Raw genomic sequence first — 15,350 nt, 5'->3', positions numbered from 1 at the left:
ATGGCTCCAGACGAGGCGCACGCAGGGGGAATGGAGCAGCCGTCGGGGCGGACCTGGGATGACATCAGGGCGCGCTCCGAGGCGGAACGTCTGGCAACCACCTGTCTGCCAACTTCGTCATCGTCGGCTTGAAGCGAGCGCTTCGCGCTGGCCTGACGTGACCCGAGGGGCCTCGTGTACAACGAAAAGAAAGCCGTCAGGCGCTTCAATTTCCTCTGCTTGCTCTCGAGCGTCGCGCTGCTGGCGTGCGGCGAAGGGAGCGGCGACGCGGCGCAAGCCGCCGGCGCGGGCAGCTCGAGCGTGTCAGCCACCAGCGGGGCGTCGACCAGCGTGGCCGCTGGGTCAGGTGGCGCTGCCAGCGGCAGCGGCAGCGGCGGCGCCGACGTCGGCGACGGTGGAATGGGCGGGGCGGGCGCGGGCACGGGCACGGGCGGAGCAGGTGACGGCGGCGGTGCAGCGGGCGGGGCCGGTGGCTCGCCGCTCCCGCCGATCACGGATTACGCTGCCAAGGGTCCGTTCGCGACGACCGTGGAGCGGAGCTCGGGGCCCAGCGGAAACCACACGATCTTCAGGCCTGAACGCCTGGGCGAAGACGGTTTCTTGCACGCGCCGATCATCTTTGGCCCCGGGATCAATACGCAGGTGACCAGCTACACGGATCTCCTGACGAACTTCGCCTCTCACGGCTTCGTGGTGGTCGGAGCCAATCTCCTCACGGGCGGCCCCAACGCCCCGAACAATCGCGAGGCCATGCTGGCGGGGCTCGACTGGATCATCGAGCAGAACAGCGAGGCGGGCAGCGTCTACCAGGGCAAGATCGACGTGGAGCACGCCGTTTCCATGGGCTACTCGGTCGGCGGTACCGCCGCCGTGGAGCTCGGCGGTCATGAGGCCGTGGCCACCGTCGTCTCGATCCACGGCCACATCGCGACAGCGGCCCTGCACGGGCCCATGCTGCAGACCAGCGGGACGCAGGACACGATCGGGCTGCCCATGCAGCAAAAGACCTACGACATGTCCCAGACCCAGACGTTCCTGGCGACGGTGATGGGCGCGGATCACGGGTACATCACGCGCGACGTGGGGGGCGTCCAGCGGCCGGCGATCGTGGCCTGGCTCCGTTACTGGATCTACAACGACGCCGGCGGGAAGCACTACTTCTACGGTGATGATTGCGTGATGTGCACCTCGCCCTGGGTGAATCCCCAGCGCAAGAACTGGGAATGACCTCACGTCGCGTCGAATGTCAACCGAGGAGAGCACCCATGTCGTCCAGCGTCGGCTCTGTGGGCTACGATTGCGTTCACCATCCCTCGCGCTGGCTGGGGCCGTCCTGGGGCGGCTTGGGCCTCTGCGCCGCTCTCAGCCTCGGCTGTAGCGACAACGGCCACGCTGACGGACCGGCCGCCGGTGAAACCTCCGCGAGCGGCTCCGGCAGTGGCGCTGCTCCCGGCGGGACGAGCACCGGCGATGCGGCCGGCAGCGGCGGAGCGACAGCGACGGCGGGCTCGGGCGGAGCGGGCTCGGGCGGAGCGGGCTCGGGCGGAACGGGCGGCGCGGGCGGGGCCGGCACAGCCGGGGCCGGCGGCAGCGGAGGTGGAGACGGAGGTGACGCGACGAAGTCCGCCGGCTGTGGCAAGATGCGCACGCTTCAGAACGGCGCTGGCGCCGTGATGAGCGGCGGGAAGAACCGCAAGTACACCCTGCGCGTTCCTGACGATTACGACAACAGCCGCCCGTACCGGCTCATTCTCTCCTTCCACGGGGCCACGGGCGACAGCAGCCAGGTTGCTCCCTCGTACTTCGGGCTCTGGTCGCTCTCCGCGGGGAGCACCATCTTCATCGCGCCCGACGCTGTCGGCGGGTTCTGGTCAGCCGACGACGATGTGACCTTCGTCGACGACATCCTCGAGCAGGTCACAGGCGATCTCTGCATCGACACCTCGCGCATCGAGCTCGAAGGCTTCAGCCAGGGCGGCGCCATGGCGTGGACGCTGGCCTGCGCGCGCCCGAACGTTTACCGCGCCGCAGTTGTCCACTCCGGCGGCGGTGTCGCCCGGCCCGCGAGCTGTCAGCCGGTCGCCTTCATGTCTTCGCTCGGTCAGCAGGAGAGCGGCGGAGCCGGGCAGACCTCCAACAGCGATTTCTTCGCCAGCCAAAATGGATGCACCGTGAAGCCCCTGGCCAAGGCGCCCAGAGGTGGCCACGCCTGCTCCGACTACGAGGGCTGCTCGGCGGGTCATCCCACCCGCTGGTGTGATTACGACGGCGGTCATACTCCGTCGCCGAACGACGCCGGGCAGGACATGTCGTGGATGCCCCAGGAAGTCTGGACGTTCCTGAGCCAGTTCTAGTCCGGTCTCCCGTCGAGCCTGACACAGCCCCGGCTTGCCCGCTCGGTCGCCGGGCGACGGCAGATCGTGAGAGGCGCTCCAACGCCATCGAGCTCATTCGGCCCGTCTTTCACCGAATGGATGATTTTATCATGATAGCTGGACACCTGGTCATCGCGCCCCGATGGCTCGTCCCCATGCGCGCGAGGCAAAGCGGTACTCGATTGCGTACCAGGTTGGCGCTGGTGTAGAATCTCTGCCCGATGGACCAATTCCAACGTCACCTCCTCGGGTTCGCATCGGTCTCGTTGGCGCTGCTCGCTGCGCTGCCTGCGCGCGGGGCATCGCTGCAAAAAGTCGACCAGAGCGAATGGGGGGTGGACGGCCTCCCCAGCTACGTCAATTTGTACATCTACGTGCCTGACACGCTGGCGGCCAGGCCCCCCATCGTCGTCGCGCCCCATCATTGCCAGGGAACTGGCCCGGGGACGTTCAGCGAGATGTCGAGCCTGGTTTCCATCGCGAACACCAGTGGCTTCATCATGATCTTCCCGGAGGCCACAGGGCAGAACTGCTGGGACGCCGGTTCGACGAGATCGCTCAAGCACGGCGGTGGTGGCGACACGGGAGCCATCGTCCAGATGGTAAAATACGCGCTCGCGAAGTACGACGGCGACGCGGGCCGCGTGTACTCGGTCGGCGGGTCATCGGGCGGCATCATGACCGAGGCGCTGCTGGGTGTGTACCCCGACGTGTTCATGGCCGGCGTGTCGCTGATGGGCGTTCCGTGTGGCTGCTGGGCCGAGGGCTACAACGACGTCACCGGGACGGGGAGCACTGCCCAGTGGAGCGGGCCCTGCGGGGGCGGCAACGTCACCAAGACCGGGCAACAGTGGGGAGACCTCGTTCGTTCGTACTATCCCGGTTATACTGGCCATCGCCCGCGCCTTCAGCATTGGCATGGCACCGCCGACACGATCCTCAGCTACAAGAACATGGCTGAAGACGTCAAAGAGTGGACGAACCTCCTGGGTTTGAGCGAGACCCCGAGCGGGACCGACACGCCGAAGGCCGGAACCACGCGCCAGTTCTGGGAGAGCTCCTGCGGCTACACCGTCTTCGAGGCCTTTTCGATGGACGGCGTCGGGCATGCCGTGCCGTTCGACGGGCCCGCCGTCGCCGCCTATTTCGGCCTCGACAAGGCCAGTGCTCAGGATCCAGAGACGGCGGCTTGTCCCGGCGCTGTTCCCGGTGGTGACGACACCGGTGGTGCAGGCGGCGCTGCCGGAACCGGGGGCGCGGGCGGCGCAGCCACAACCGGAGGCGCGGGCGGCGCGGCCGCTACCGGAGGCGCGGGCGGGGTGATGGAAAGCGGCGCTGGCGGCAGCGTGGGCAGCGGCGGCGCGATGGACGCCGGCTCCGGGGGGGCGAACGGAGAGGGCGCCAGCTCGGGAACCGGCGGCTCGACGAGCGGAGAGAGCTCGAGCTCCGGCTGCAGCTGCGCCCTGGGCAACGACGCGGGAGACTCTGGCGCCCAGGCGGGGCTCCTCCTCGCGGCGCTGGGATTGCTCCTCGGTCGCTCGAAGCGCCGCCCGCGCTGAGCGCACCGGAAGACCCGCGGCCGCTGTCGGATTGGAGCCCTGCCCCCCGCGGCGACGTTCGAGCCGGCATCTCCTCTGCGGACCGGCCTGGGCGGGCGCCCGGGCGAGGGCGGGCTGCGGGACGCAGCGGCCGCCCGGCGCCCCCCGTCGCCCGCCGCTCGAAGGCGGGCCGCCGGTCGGGTACGCTGCGCCCCGGACATGAAACAGCCCGCGCCGCGCTCCCCTGACGCCTCCGCCCCCGAGGCCCACGCGAACGCGCCCTCGCGGCCGTCGCCGCCGTCCTCCAGCGCCCCGACCGCCGTCCAGCAGAGGGCGCGCGTGCCCGACGCCTTCGGGGAGGCGCCGACCATCATGTACGTGCCGGGCGACGAGCCGGGCGCTGCGCCGCCCCGCGCCCCTGGCGCGACGCGCGGAGGCGCCGCGGCGCCCGGCGACCGGGAGCGCAGCGCCATCGACGACGTCACCCTGCACATGCCGCGGAGGACCGGCGCCGCGGGCCCGGAATCCGAGGACCGCACGCTCAAGATGCCCGCGCGGCAGGCGCGCTCCGGCGAGCCCGAGGACCGCACGCTCAAGATGCCCGCGCGGCAGGCGCGCCCCGCCGAGGAAGACGACGCTCCGACCGTCAAGGCCGAGCCCAAGGCGTCCTTCGCCGACCTGGACGCCGAGGCGGCGGAGGCGGAGGGCCGGCCGCAGGACGTCAAATCGGCCGCCCGCGCCTTCTTCAAGCGCCACCACAAGAAGCTCTGGTGGCTGCACACCGCCTATGCGCTCAGCCTCGGCGCCTTCGTTGTGACCTTCGCGCAGAAGGGGTTCCAGCACGCCCGCTTCCTCGCGATCTCGGTCAGCGTCGCCTGGCTGCTCGTGCTCCTCTTCTTCCGGCTCTTCGGCACCGGCGCCCGCCAGGACTTCGCGACCGCGTGGCGCGGCGCCCGGCTGCGCTTCCTTGTGATGACGTATGTCCTGAAGAACCTCTATCAGGGCATGCTCTTCTTCCTCCTGCCGTTCTACTGGAAGAGCGCCAGCCTCGACGCCCCGAACCGCTGGTTCGTCCTCCTGCTCGGCGCCTGCGCCGTGCTCTCGACGCTCGATCTCGTCTTCGACCGCGTGCTCATGCGCTGGAAGACGCTCGCCTCGGTGTTCTACGGGGTGACGCTGTTCGCGTGCCTGAACCTCGTCATCCCCGCGCTGCTCCCCAACACCCGGACGCTCTACACGCTGCTCTCCGCCGCCCTGGTGTCCGTGCTCGGCTTCTGCACGCTTCACCTGCCGTTCGGCGCCCTCTGGAGCCGCGTGGGCGTCGTGTTCCTCGTCGTCGCGGCCGCCGCCGGCGTCGGCCTCGCCTACGGGACGCGGGAGCTCATCCCCCCGGTGCCGATGCACCTGTCGTCCGCGGCCGTCGGGCCTTCCATACTCCCGGACGGCCGACTCGCCATGTCCGTGAAATCGCTACATTTTTCTGTCATCCGGGAGCTCCGCGCGGTCACCGACGTGGTGGTGCCGGGCGGCGACGGCGACCGCCTGCTCCACGTCTGGCGGCACGAGGGGCGCGAGGTGCTCCGCGCGCCGGAGGAGACGCTGCGGGTGCCGGGCCCGGAGGGCGCGGTGCGGCTCAAATCGCAGCTCGTGGGCGGGCGCCTGCCGCGCAAGCTGGCCGGGCACTGGACGGTGGACGTCGAGACCCAGGACGGCCAGCTCGTCGGCCGCACAGCGTTCGAGGTGACGGAATGAGCCGACCGCGAGAGGCGCTCCGGGGCGGTGATCCGGCGCGCGCGCGCGACGTCGAGCGCGCGCGCTGGGTCGACGCCGGCAACATGGCGAACGGGTTCCTCGTGTTCGGCAACGTCGTCACGGGCTTCATCGCGATCGGCAACGTCGCGCGCGGGTTCATCGCGATCGGCAATGTCGCCGTCGGCGTCATCGCTGTCGGCAACGTCGCGTTCGGCGTCGTCGGCGGCTTCGGCGCGACGATCGCCGTCGGCGCCTTCGCCGCCTCGGGCGTGCTCGCGTTCCCGGTGCTCGACGGGACGGCGGGCGTGGCGAGCGCGCTCGATCTGAACCTGCTCCTGTCGCTGTTCCCGATCGTGCTGTGGATCCTCGCCGCACGCCTGTTCCGCGGCCAGCGCGCGCCCCGCCTTGGGCCGAGCCCCGAGCTGACGCCGCTGCGCGCGCTGCTCCGCGGCGATCGCCCCGACGGCTGGGTGCGCGCGCGGGTCGAGCGCGCGGGCGGCGGCGCGCTCCGCCTGGCGCAGGGCGGCGCCGAGGTCGAGCTGCCGGCGGCGCCCGAGGCGCTCGGCGCGGCCGGGGCGCTGATCCCGGAGGGCCGCGGAGCGCGGCTGTTCGCGTACGTGCGCGCGGAGGAGCACGTCGGCGGCGGGGGCAGCGGCTACCGCGAGGCGCAGCGGCGGGAGCGGGTCCTCACCGTCGCCGACCTGGTGCAGCCGCCGGCGTGGGTCCCGCCGTGGAGCAGCGGCGCCGAGGTGCAGTGGTGGCTGGCGCGCGCGTGGGACGTGGGGGCCGTCGTGGCGGCGGTGCTGAGGGCGGCGCAGCTCGCCGCGGGCGCGGTGGGGTGAGCCCTGCCCCTCCGACGAGGAGGCAGCCGCGGCCCGCTCGATCCGCTCCACCACGAGATCGACATGCACGGGATGCATGAGCCCCATGCCTCCTGTGCGCTGGTATCGCACCGGTGAGCCGACCACGGTTCCACGATGAAAACGAGCGCCGCCTCCGCGATCCATCGATACCGGTCCTCGGCGGGCCCGAGGAGCGCGACACACGGCACGAGCGAATCGCGCTCATGGATCATCTCACTCAAGATGTAACTGATTGACAAGGAGCGAAGCTTTGCTTTGCTTCATTGCTCTGCTGGCGAGGTGCGGCTTCCCTGTCTCCCCGTGAACGCGCGAGGGTGGAAGCCATGATGATCCGCTGGTGATGGGAAACGGCCACCTTGCTCTTCCTTTGGCCGCGCGAGGACTGAAGCCATGGAGCGGACAGCGCCGATCGGCGTGAAATTCCTCGAGAAAGTCGATCTCTTCACCGCGTCGAGGCGGCGAGCGACGGCCTGGGTCGGCGCGCTGGCCCTCGCGGCGTCCGGCTCGGCCGCGGGCTGCGTCGGCCACGCGGGCGGCGGCGGCGAAGGGCCGTCGGGCGAGAGCGGCCTTGTCGACGTCGCCCCGGCGGGGATGCGCCGGATGACGCCGGAGCAGTTCACGAATTCGATGCGCGATCTGTTCGGCGATCCGGCGCTCGATCTCGACCTGGACGCGGACACGGGAGAGGTCATCTCGCTGCTCGCCGTGGACAAGCTCAACGCCGCGGCGGAGGCGATCGTCGCCCGGCGCCCCTCGTGGGGGATAGCGGTGTTCCCGTGCGACACGAGCGGTCCTGATGACGAGGTGTGCGTGGACGACTTCGTGCGGACGTTCGGGCGTCGCGCCTTCCGGCACACGCTCGACGAGGCCGAGGTCGCGATGCTCAAGGGCCAGGTTTCCCGGGCGCGGAAGGAGCAATCGTTCGAGGACGCCCTGCTCGTCGTGCTCAAGACGATGATCCAGTCGCCCGGCGTCTACTACCTCGTCGAGCTCGGCCGCGACGGGGACGGGGACGGGGGCGAGGCGCTCGCCTCCGGCGTTCGCCCGCTGACGGGCTGGGAGCGGGCGGCGCGCCTGTCGTATTTCCTCTGGAACACGACGCCGGACGACGCGCTGCTCGACGCCGCGGAGTCCGGCGCGCTCGACACGGCGGAGGGGGTGCGCGCGCAGGCGGAGCGGCTCCTCTCGGACGACCGCGCCCGGGCCACGGCGAGGCGCTTCTTCGCCGAATGGCTCGAGCTCGACGGCACGAACAAGCACGCGTCGCTCGAGAGCGCGCCGAAGAGCCCGGAGATCTACCCCGAGGATTCCCCCGCGCTGCGCGCCGCCATGCGCGCCGAGATCGAGGCGCTCGCCGAGCGCGTGCTCTTCGAGGGCGACGGCCGCTTCGAGACGCTGCTCACGACGACGGACGCGTACGTGAACGGGCCCCTCGCCGCGCTCTACGGGGTCGAGGGCCCCGCGGGCGACAGCGAGTTCGCCTGGGTCTCGCTCCCCGGCGACCAGCGCGCGGGGATCTTCACCCGGGCCGCCTTCCTGAGCGTGTTCGGCAGCATCGAGGTCAAATCGCCGATCCGCCGCGGCGCGTACATCCTGGAGGAGGTGCTCTGTCGTCCCCTCGGCCCGCCGCCCCCCAACGCGAGCGACGTGCCGGTCAAGGGCGGAGTCGTCGAGGAGAACGGCGAGCTGGTGCAGCGGACGATCCGCCAGGATGTCGAGGCCAAGACGTCGAGCGGCAACTGCGTGAGCTGCCACGCGACAATCAACCCGATCGGCTTCGCGTTCGAGCAGTACGACGCGCTCGGGCGGTGGCAGTCGCAGGAGACCGGCGGGGGCGAGGCCGCGCCGTACGCGCTCGACATCGACGCGCGCGGGCGCCTCCCTGCTGTCGGTCAAGACGGCGAGGACGTGGAGGTCGACGGCGCCGTCGAGATGTCGGCGGCCCTCGCGGCGAGCGCCGCGGCGCGCGCGTGCCTCACCAAGCATCTCTTCCAGACGGCGCTCCGCCGCGTCCCCGTCGATCAGGATCTCGCGTCGATCGAGGCGGCCACGCCGGCGCCCGAGAGCGGCGGCAGCCTGCGCGACGTCATCCTCGACCTCACGACGAGCGACGCCTTCTTGCACCTGCGCCAACCCGAGGAGTGACCCCATGAGCCGCGCCGCTTTCAGCCGAAGGAACTTCCTCCGAACCGCCACCGGCCTGTGCATCGCGCTCCCGTTCCTCGAGGCGACGCACGGCGACGTCTGGGCCGCCGACGGCAGGGCCAGGCGGTTCATCGTGTTCTTCAGCCACGGCGGCACGATCACGTCTCGCCACAACTCAGGGTCGAAGGGGGATCCGTGGAAGCCGGGCGCCTGGAGCATGCTCGACCTCTGGGCTCCACGCGACGAGGGCCAGGCGCTCCAGGCCCTCGGCGAGGAGATGGCCCCGCTCGAAGCCCTCAAGAGCGATCTCACCCTGCTGCGCGGCGTCGACGACGCCGCCGGGCTGGTCCAGGGAGACTACGGCGGTCACCACGGCTGCTCCAACGCGACAGTGCTCACCTGCGCCGACACGACCTCGGGGGGCGACGACGCCAGGGCGCTCGGCCCCTCGATCGATCAGGTGATCGCAGCGCGGCTGGCCAGCGAGAGCCCGACGCCTTTCTCGTCGATCGATCTGATGGTCGACGGGCACAACTACGGAGAGCCGCTGTACAACGCGGCGGGGGAGCAGGTGTCCACCGAGAAGGACCCGACGAGCGCCTTCGACCGGCTCTTCAAGGACGTCGCGGAGTCCTCCTCGGGGCCGACGCCCGAGCAGCTCCGCCTCCGCGCCCAGCGCAGGAGCGTGCTCGACGGCGTGAGCGAGCACCTCGCGGCGCTGAAGGGGCGCGTGAGCGCGGCCGACAGGCACCTGCTCGACGCGCACGGCGAGCACATCCGGAGCCTGGAGAAGAAGCTCGACGGCGTCGCCAACCTGGCGGCGTGCACGAAGCCGGACGTCCGCGGCGCGCCCGTGTCCCAGGGATACGGATCCTACACGGGGGGCGGGATCGAGGAGGCCGCTCCGCTCCTCGTCGACATCCTCCTGCACGCGCTGCGCTGCGGCCTCACGCACGTCGCCACCTTCCAGATCGCCGACGTCCTGACGACGTGGCTGCCTCAGCCCTACAGCACCGATCTCGGCCACAGCCTCGGCCACGCGGGCCTCGACGTCGGTCCGAGCGGCGCGGAGCCGGGCAAGCTCGAGGACTGGCGCGCGACGATCCTCGCGAACCGCGCCTGGCGCATGGAGATGTTTGCGCGCCTGCTCGACGGGCTGAAGAGCACCCCCGAGGGCGACGGCACGATGCTGGACAACAGCGTCGTGCTCTTCACGAGCGAGTTCGGGTGCGGCGGGGGACACTCGCCCCGCGACGTCCCCGTCCTGCTCGCCGGCAAGGCAGGCGGCAGGTGGCCGGGCGGCCGGCACGTCAACTACAACAAGCGCGCGAGCGCGGACCCGGCGCAGTCCGATTACGAGACCGACGTCTCCTTGCACAACGTCTACACCTCGATCCTGCGCGCCTTCGGCCAGGAAGACGCGCACTTCGGGAACGACACGGCGTACCGGAAGGGCCCTCTGGCGGAGCTGCCGTAAGACACGGCTCCTGTCGGCGCGGTTCATCCCGTTTCACGGGCGCCAGGCCGTCCTCCTCCGGGCTCGGACGCCGGAGCGACGTCGCCCCCCCCGAGGTCCGGGGGCAGCGGCAGCTGGACGCGGAACGTCGTGCCCTCGCCGGCCCCGCTCTCGACCAGGATCTCGCCGTCGTGCGCGAGGACGATCATCCTGCAGACGTAAAGCCCGACGCCGAGACCGCCGTGCGCGTCCGGCTTCCATCGGAAGGGCTCGAAGAGCCTCTCGCGCTGCTCCGGTGTGATGCCCATCCCGCGGTCTTGCACGGAGATGACCGCAAAGCTGGCCTGCGAGCTGACCGACAGCGTGATCGGCTGCCCAGCCCCGTGCCGCGAGGCGTTCGACAGCAGGTTCGTGATGACCTGCTCGATGCGCGACTGGTCCCAGTAGCCGAACACGGGCCGGTCGAGCAGGAGCTCCAGGGAACACCCGTCGGCCTCGATCTGCTCCGCCATCAGCCGGACTGTCCTGCGCACGATCTCGGTGAGCTCTGCCCTCTCCAGGTTCAGCGCCGGCGGGCCGCTCGAGAAGCTCGCGACGACGAACATGTTGTTGATGACCTGCGTGATCCGGGCAAGCTCGCGCGACGACACCTTCAAGAAGCGGCCGAGCTCCTTTGGGCCCATCGTCGGCACGACAGGCTGGGCGCGAGATCGCACCATGTGCTCGTACAGGAGCCGCAGGCTCGTCAGCGGCGTACGCAGCTCGTGCGAGGCGAACCGCAGGAACTCCTCGCGGATACGGACGGCCTCCTTGAGCGCCGTCTCTGCGCCCTCCAGGCGACGGACACGATCCTGGAGATCGGTGCGCAGATCTTGCTCGCGCGCCACGCCGGCGGCCAGGTCCTTCGCGCGCCGCTGCAAGAGGAGCGTCATGGAGATCGTGATGAGCAGCGTGGCGGCGTAGGCAGAGAGGACCACGCGGCGCGTCGTATAGAACACGACAAAGGCCTCGCTCCTGTCGATCTCGGTCGCGAGGCCGAGGTCGAGCTCCGGATCCCACAGCCACGCGCCGGCGACCTTCACGCCGCGGTAATCGCGGTAACCGTCGACATCGACCCCGGCGTTCCCCGCGATGGCGCTGGTCGCCATCCGCGTGAGCGGCTGCTCTGATCGGGGCAAGCGGCTCGGGACACCGTACGACAGGTCGCCCCCTGGGTCGCGCAGCTCCACGTTGAGGGTCGAGCGCTTGCCGGCGGCCAGGAGGCCCAGATCGCGCAAGTTCTGAGAGAACCTGAGCTCCGAGACGACACGCCCGCGCCTGTCGAAGGCGTAGGTCTCCCCTCCTGTGCCGACCTGTCCACGTTGAATGGTCGCCGAGAACTCCTTTCCAGGATCGATGCGGAACGCGAGCGCCGCGATGATCTCCCCTCCCCCCGCGGGAGCGCGCACAGGCGCCGCGACGAGGAGCGTGGGGACACCGCCGTCGAGGACGGGAGATCTCATGGCGAACGGCGCGCCGATGGCGACCGAGCCGCGCATGGCCGCGGCGAGGGTGCCCGGATCGTTGTCACTCAGGGTCCTGGTGGCGACGAAGTCACCGCGATCCGAGGCGATGTGGGTGCCGTCCGTCGCGATGACGTCGAAGCCGAGATATTCGTTCTGTCGAACGATCTCGCTCAGCTCGCGCCGCAGCTCCTCCAGGTGCGGACAGTCGCGGAGCGCATCGGCGTCGCGGCGACGCTCCAGCCGCGCGGCGATCGCTCGCCGTATGCTCGGCTCGCTTGCCCAGAACGCCGTGGTGGCCTTCGTCTGTCGCGCCCATGTCAAGAGCCCTTTGTGGGTCGTCGAGAGCACGGCCTGGATAGCCGCCGCGACGTTCCTGCGGTGGACGGCCCGAATCTCATAAAGGCTCAAGAGCAAGACAAGGCCGACCGGCAGCAGCACTGCCAGGGGCATCCAGTCGTGCCAGTTTCTTCTTGGTTTCCCATGCATGGCGCAGGCGAGACGCCTGAACCTCACAAATCACACCATTGTGATGTGTGAGCGCCTTGCACGCTCGCCCGCCCGGCCCGGGCGCCCTGGCGCGCGACGGACCGCCGCGCCGCCTCGATCAACGCGCGGGCGAGCCCGAAAGCGCGGCGCCGTCGTCCACGATCGCCGGGCTCCCGCTGTAGACAACCGCGTCGAGCAGCCGCTCCTCCCGCACGAGCGCGAGCGCCGGCGCATCGCGGCGTATCGCGATCGTGCCGCCCGCGTCCGCGAACCCGCACGCCTCCGCCCCGCGCCGCGAGCCGATGTCCCACAGCGCCTCGGCCGGCGTCGCGCCGCCGCCCTCCGGCCGCAGCGTCACGCGCTTGCCGGTCCGCAGCCGCTCGCCCAGCTCGACGCCGCGCAGGTCCTCGAACGGATCGGTGATCACATGGCTGTCGACGCCCACGCACAGCCGCACGCCCGCCCCGGCCAGCGCCGTCACGTCGGGCAGCCCGTCGCCGAGGTCGCGCTCGGTCGTTGGGCACAGGCACGCGAACGCCCGCGCCGCGCCGAGGAGCGCCGGCTCGTGCGGCGCGAGGTGCGTCGCGTGCACCGCGACGAAGCGCTCGCTCAGGACCCCGCGCTCGGCCAGGAGCTCCACCGGGCGGCGGCCCGTCTCGGCGACGCACGCCTCGATCTCGGCCGGCTGCTCGGCCACGTGCATGTGCACCATGAGCCCGCGCTCCGCGGCGTACAGCGCGATCTCGCCGAGCCACGCCGGGGGCACCGCGCGGACGCTGTGCGGCGCCACGCCGACGCGCACGTCCTCGCAGCCCGCGTAGCGCGCCCGCAGCGCCTCGACGTCCGCGAGCGCCGCGTCGAGCGAGGCGTCCGAGAACCGCCGCTGCGCCCCCTCGGGCTCCCGGCCCGCGCCCGCGCGCGCGTAGACGACCCGGAGGAGCGCGATCCGGAGGCCCGCCGCGCGCGCCGCCTCGATCACCGCGTCCGCGAGGACCGTGCGGTCCGCGTAGGGCGCGCCGCCCGGCTGGTGGTGCACATAATGGAACTCGCCCACCGTGCGGACGCCCGCGGCGCGGAGCTCGCGATAGGCCACCTTCGAGATCGCGTGAATGGACTCCGGCGTGAGCGACTCCGCGAGCGCATACATGGCAGTCCGCCACGACCAGAAGTCGTCTGCCCCCGACGGCCCCGGCCGCTGCGCCTCCCCGCGCATCCCGCGCTGGAACGCATGGGAGTGGGCGCTCGCCAGCGCCGGCAGCTCGATGGCGCCCGCCGTCAGCCTCATCGCGGCTCGCCCTACCACGCCGGGGCGGCCGGCGGAAGGCGCGGCGCCGGCCGCGTTGCCGCGGCGGCGCGCCCCCTGCCGGTCACTCTTCCGGCGGCATCGCGAGCTGCCAGCAGTCCGGGGTGATGGCGCCGCACGCTGCCGCGGTCGCGTCGTCGACCGGCGCGGGCCCTTCGTAGAACGCCAGGGTGAGCTCGCTGCACCCGGGCAGCACGTTGCGCGAGCGCTCGCGCGTCGCCGAGAAGCACGCCTCGAGCTCCGCGACCGTGGCCGTGCACTGCGTCGACTGGACGCAGGGTCGCGCCTCGACTCTCGCGATGGTCTGCTCGATCAACACCTCTGCCTGGCTCGGGTCGGCCATGCAGCTCTGGTACTGCTCGGCGCACCTCACCCGCAGCTCGGCGTCGGTCGTCCCGGGGTCGTCCCCGAACTTCGCGCCCATCACGCCGATCATGTGGCACACGAACTCGACGGTGACCGACTCGAGGCTACACCTGCGGTATCCCTCGCACGCCTGCTCGCTCTCCTCCGGCGTGAGCTCGCCGACGACGGTCGACGGGTCAAGCCCCGAACACGACGCCTCGCCGGCCCCTTCGCCGCCCGCCGTGTCCCCGGGCGCCGCCTCGCCATCGCCACAGCCGAGGCCCGAGAGACAGCAGGCCAGGCACACCCCCACCACACCAGCCCAGAACGTCGATCGCATGCGCTCAAGCTCCCTTGAAGGATTGAAAGTCGAGCTCCGCCCCCTCGGCGAAACTACCTTTCCCTACGCAGGAACGCTGTCGCTTCCTCCTCGTGTTCGCCGTCACAATGCTGCTGTCGTCGCGGCGCCGGGCGCGCGCTGCAGCGTCACGCCTTCGGCTCGACCTCGAGCTCGGGCAGGCCTTCGAGCTTCACCTCGACCTCCGCGGAGGGGGGCGGGGCGGGGACGACCTCGCGGCGCGACGCCATGACCGTCAGGGCGCGCGGCAGGCACTCGACAACGAGGGGCGTGGTCCCGACGTCCTCGCCGTCGATGAGCACGTGCTGGGGCGGGTCGGTGCTGATGCGGAAACGCCGGGCGGCGAGGAACCCGATGTTGTCGCGCTCGGCCGGCTCGCCGTCGAGCGCGGTCCGCAAGAGGTGCAGGCCGGTCGCGACCGCCTCGACCAGCGTGGTGGCCGACACGATGGTGAGGTCGAGCCGCCCGTCCTCGGGGGAGAGCGCCGAGGGCCCCTGGGCCAGCACCGTGCGCGCGGGCGCCATGTTCGCGACAGTCACCGCGACCGCCCGGCAGTGGATCCGCTGGTCCTCCGTCTCGATATCGACCTGGAACGGCTCGAGGCTCATCAGCTTCTTCAGCCCGGTGGTGATGTACGCGAGCACGCCCCAGCGCTGCTTGGCGTCCTGCGGGGTCTCGCCCACGGTGTCGGCGTGCAGCCCGATCGCTGACAGCAGGATCATGGTCCTCCCGTTCGCGCGGGCGGCGTCGATGCGCGTCGGCTCCCCGCGGACGAGGACCTCGATGGCCCCCTCCAGGTCGTCCGGAATTCCCAGCGTGAGCGCGATCGAGTTCGCCGTGCCGAGCGGCAGGATGCCCAGGCAGGTGTCCGTGCCGAGGAGCGCCGACGCCACGCTCGAGATCGTCCCGTCGCCGCCCGCCGCGATCACCAGGGGGACGCCCTCCAGGCGGGCGGCCTCGGCGCACGCGGCGGCGCTGCGATCCTCGCTCGTCTCGTAGACGGTCAGCGCGAAATCGCGCCGGAGCCGCTCGGGGAGCGACTCGACGGCATCACCTGCGTGCCCAGCAGCAGGGTTGAAGATCAGCGCCGCTCTCCGCTCCGTCATCGCCGTATCCTAGAACGCCGAACCGGTTGAAACCCCAAGAAAAATCGACGCCGGCGCCGGATCGCCATCGCGCCCTCCCGCCCGCGCTGCTGTGCCTGCATGCGCCAGTCTCGCGACA

General features: G+C 71.2%; 11 protein-coding genes. 7 read left to right on the top strand and 4 right to left on the bottom strand.

Features of this window, described 5'->3' with window-relative positions:
- The first annotated feature begins 174 nt into the window (after positions 1-174).
- The 7 genes from WMF42_RS05060 to WMF42_RS05030 all read left to right on the top strand — a co-directional run bounded on the left by WMF42_RS05060 (position 175) and on the right by WMF42_RS05030 (position 10,150).
- Entirely contained in the window at positions 175-1,227 is a 1,053-nt protein-coding gene (locus tag WMF42_RS05060; protein WP_437690544.1) for a poly(ethylene terephthalate) hydrolase family protein, read from the top strand.
- Positions 1,228-1,640: 413 nt separating this feature from the next.
- The gene (locus tag WMF42_RS05055; RefSeq protein ID WP_061607167.1) at positions 1,641-2,354 is read left to right on the top strand and encodes an alpha/beta hydrolase family esterase; all 714 of its coding nucleotides are present in this window, start codon (positions 1,641-1,643) and stop codon (positions 2,352-2,354) included.
- 242 nt (positions 2,355-2,596) lie between these two features.
- Complete coding sequence (locus WMF42_RS05050; RefSeq protein ID WP_437690542.1) at positions 2,597-3,934, top strand: extracellular catalytic domain type 1 short-chain-length polyhydroxyalkanoate depolymerase; 1,338 nt, start codon at positions 2,597-2,599, stop codon at positions 3,932-3,934.
- 198 nt (positions 3,935-4,132) lie between these two features.
- Entirely contained in the window at positions 4,133-5,665 is a 1,533-nt protein-coding gene (locus WMF42_RS05045) for a DUF5924 family protein (protein ID WP_061607165.1), read from the top strand.
- A complete protein-coding gene (locus tag WMF42_RS05040; RefSeq protein WP_437690540.1) occupies positions 5,662-6,507 on the top strand; it encodes a hypothetical protein in 846 nt (281 codons plus the stop codon). Before WMF42_RS05045 ends, WMF42_RS05040 begins: the two co-directional genes overlap by 4 nt.
- Before the next feature lie 411 nt (positions 6,508-6,918).
- The gene (locus WMF42_RS05035; RefSeq protein WP_437690539.1) at positions 6,919-8,673 is read left to right on the top strand and encodes a DUF1592 domain-containing protein; all 1,755 of its coding nucleotides are present in this window, start codon (positions 6,919-6,921) and stop codon (positions 8,671-8,673) included.
- Between the two features lie 4 nt (positions 8,674-8,677).
- Positions 8,678-10,150, top strand: a complete 1,473-nt coding sequence (locus WMF42_RS05030) for a DUF1552 domain-containing protein (protein WP_437690537.1) — start codon at positions 8,678-8,680, stop codon at positions 10,148-10,150.
- Between the two features lie 23 nt (positions 10,151-10,173).
- On the opposite strand, the gene WMF42_RS05025 is transcribed toward WMF42_RS05030, so the two are convergent.
- The 4 genes from WMF42_RS05025 to WMF42_RS05010 all read right to left on the bottom strand — a co-directional run bounded on the left by WMF42_RS05025 (position 10,174) and on the right by WMF42_RS05010 (position 15,232).
- Positions 10,174-12,084, bottom strand: a complete 1,911-nt coding sequence (locus WMF42_RS05025) for a sensor histidine kinase (RefSeq protein WP_437690535.1) — start codon at positions 12,082-12,084, stop codon at positions 10,174-10,176.
- 154 nt (positions 12,085-12,238) lie between these two features.
- A complete protein-coding gene (locus WMF42_RS05020) occupies positions 12,239-13,405 on the bottom strand; it encodes a formimidoylglutamate deiminase (RefSeq protein ID WP_437690533.1) in 1,167 nt (388 codons plus the stop codon).
- Between the two features lie 82 nt (positions 13,406-13,487).
- The gene (locus tag WMF42_RS05015) at positions 13,488-14,108 is read right to left on the bottom strand and encodes a hypothetical protein (protein ID WP_437690531.1); all 621 of its coding nucleotides are present in this window, start codon (positions 14,106-14,108) and stop codon (positions 13,488-13,490) included.
- 146 nt (positions 14,109-14,254) lie between these two features.
- Positions 14,255-15,232, bottom strand: coding sequence for a YegS/Rv2252/BmrU family lipid kinase (locus WMF42_RS05010; RefSeq protein WP_437690529.1), 978 nt, complete (start codon positions 15,230-15,232; stop codon positions 14,255-14,257).
- Positions 15,233-15,350 lie beyond the last annotated feature (118 nt).

The organism is Sorangium sp. So ce176 (genome assembly GCF_051519835.1).
Taxonomy (GTDB): domain Bacteria; phylum Myxococcota_A; class Polyangia; order Polyangiales; family Polyangiaceae; genus Sorangium; species Sorangium cellulosum_G.
This window is presented reverse-complemented; position numbering and strand designations above follow the sequence as displayed.

What these genes read in the sequence shown, in the direction of transcription:
- WMF42_RS05055 (WP_061607167.1), top strand. Translation starts at nt 1,641, where the DNA reads ATGCGCACGCTTCAGAACGGCGCTGGCGCCGTGATGAGCGGCGGGAAG.
- WMF42_RS05050 (WP_437690542.1), top strand. Translation starts at nt 2,597, where the DNA reads ATGGACCAATTCCAACGTCACCTCCTCGGGTTCGCATCGGTCTCGTTG.
- WMF42_RS05045 (WP_061607165.1), top strand. Translation starts at nt 4,133, where the DNA reads ATGAAACAGCCCGCGCCGCGCTCCCCTGACGCCTCCGCCCCCGAGGCC.
- WMF42_RS05040 (WP_437690540.1), top strand. Translation starts at nt 5,662, where the DNA reads ATGAGCCGACCGCGAGAGGCGCTCCGGGGCGGTGATCCGGCGCGCGCG.
- WMF42_RS05035 (WP_437690539.1), top strand. Translation starts at nt 6,919, where the DNA reads ATGGAGCGGACAGCGCCGATCGGCGTGAAATTCCTCGAGAAAGTCGAT.
- WMF42_RS05030 (WP_437690537.1), top strand. Translation starts at nt 8,678, where the DNA reads ATGAGCCGCGCCGCTTTCAGCCGAAGGAACTTCCTCCGAACCGCCACC.
- WMF42_RS05025 (WP_437690535.1), bottom strand. Translation starts at nt 12,084, where the DNA reads ATGCCCCTGGCAGTGCTGCTGCCGGTCGGCCTTGTCTTGCTCTTGAGC.
- WMF42_RS05020 (WP_437690533.1), bottom strand. Translation starts at nt 13,405, where the DNA reads ATGAGGCTGACGGCGGGCGCCATCGAGCTGCCGGCGCTGGCGAGCGCC.
- WMF42_RS05015 (WP_437690531.1), bottom strand. Translation starts at nt 14,108, where the DNA reads ATGCGATCGACGTTCTGGGCTGGTGTGGTGGGGGTGTGCCTGGCCTGC.
- WMF42_RS05010 (WP_437690529.1), bottom strand. Translation starts at nt 15,232, where the DNA reads ATGACGGAGCGGAGAGCGGCGCTGATCTTCAACCCTGCTGCTGGGCAC.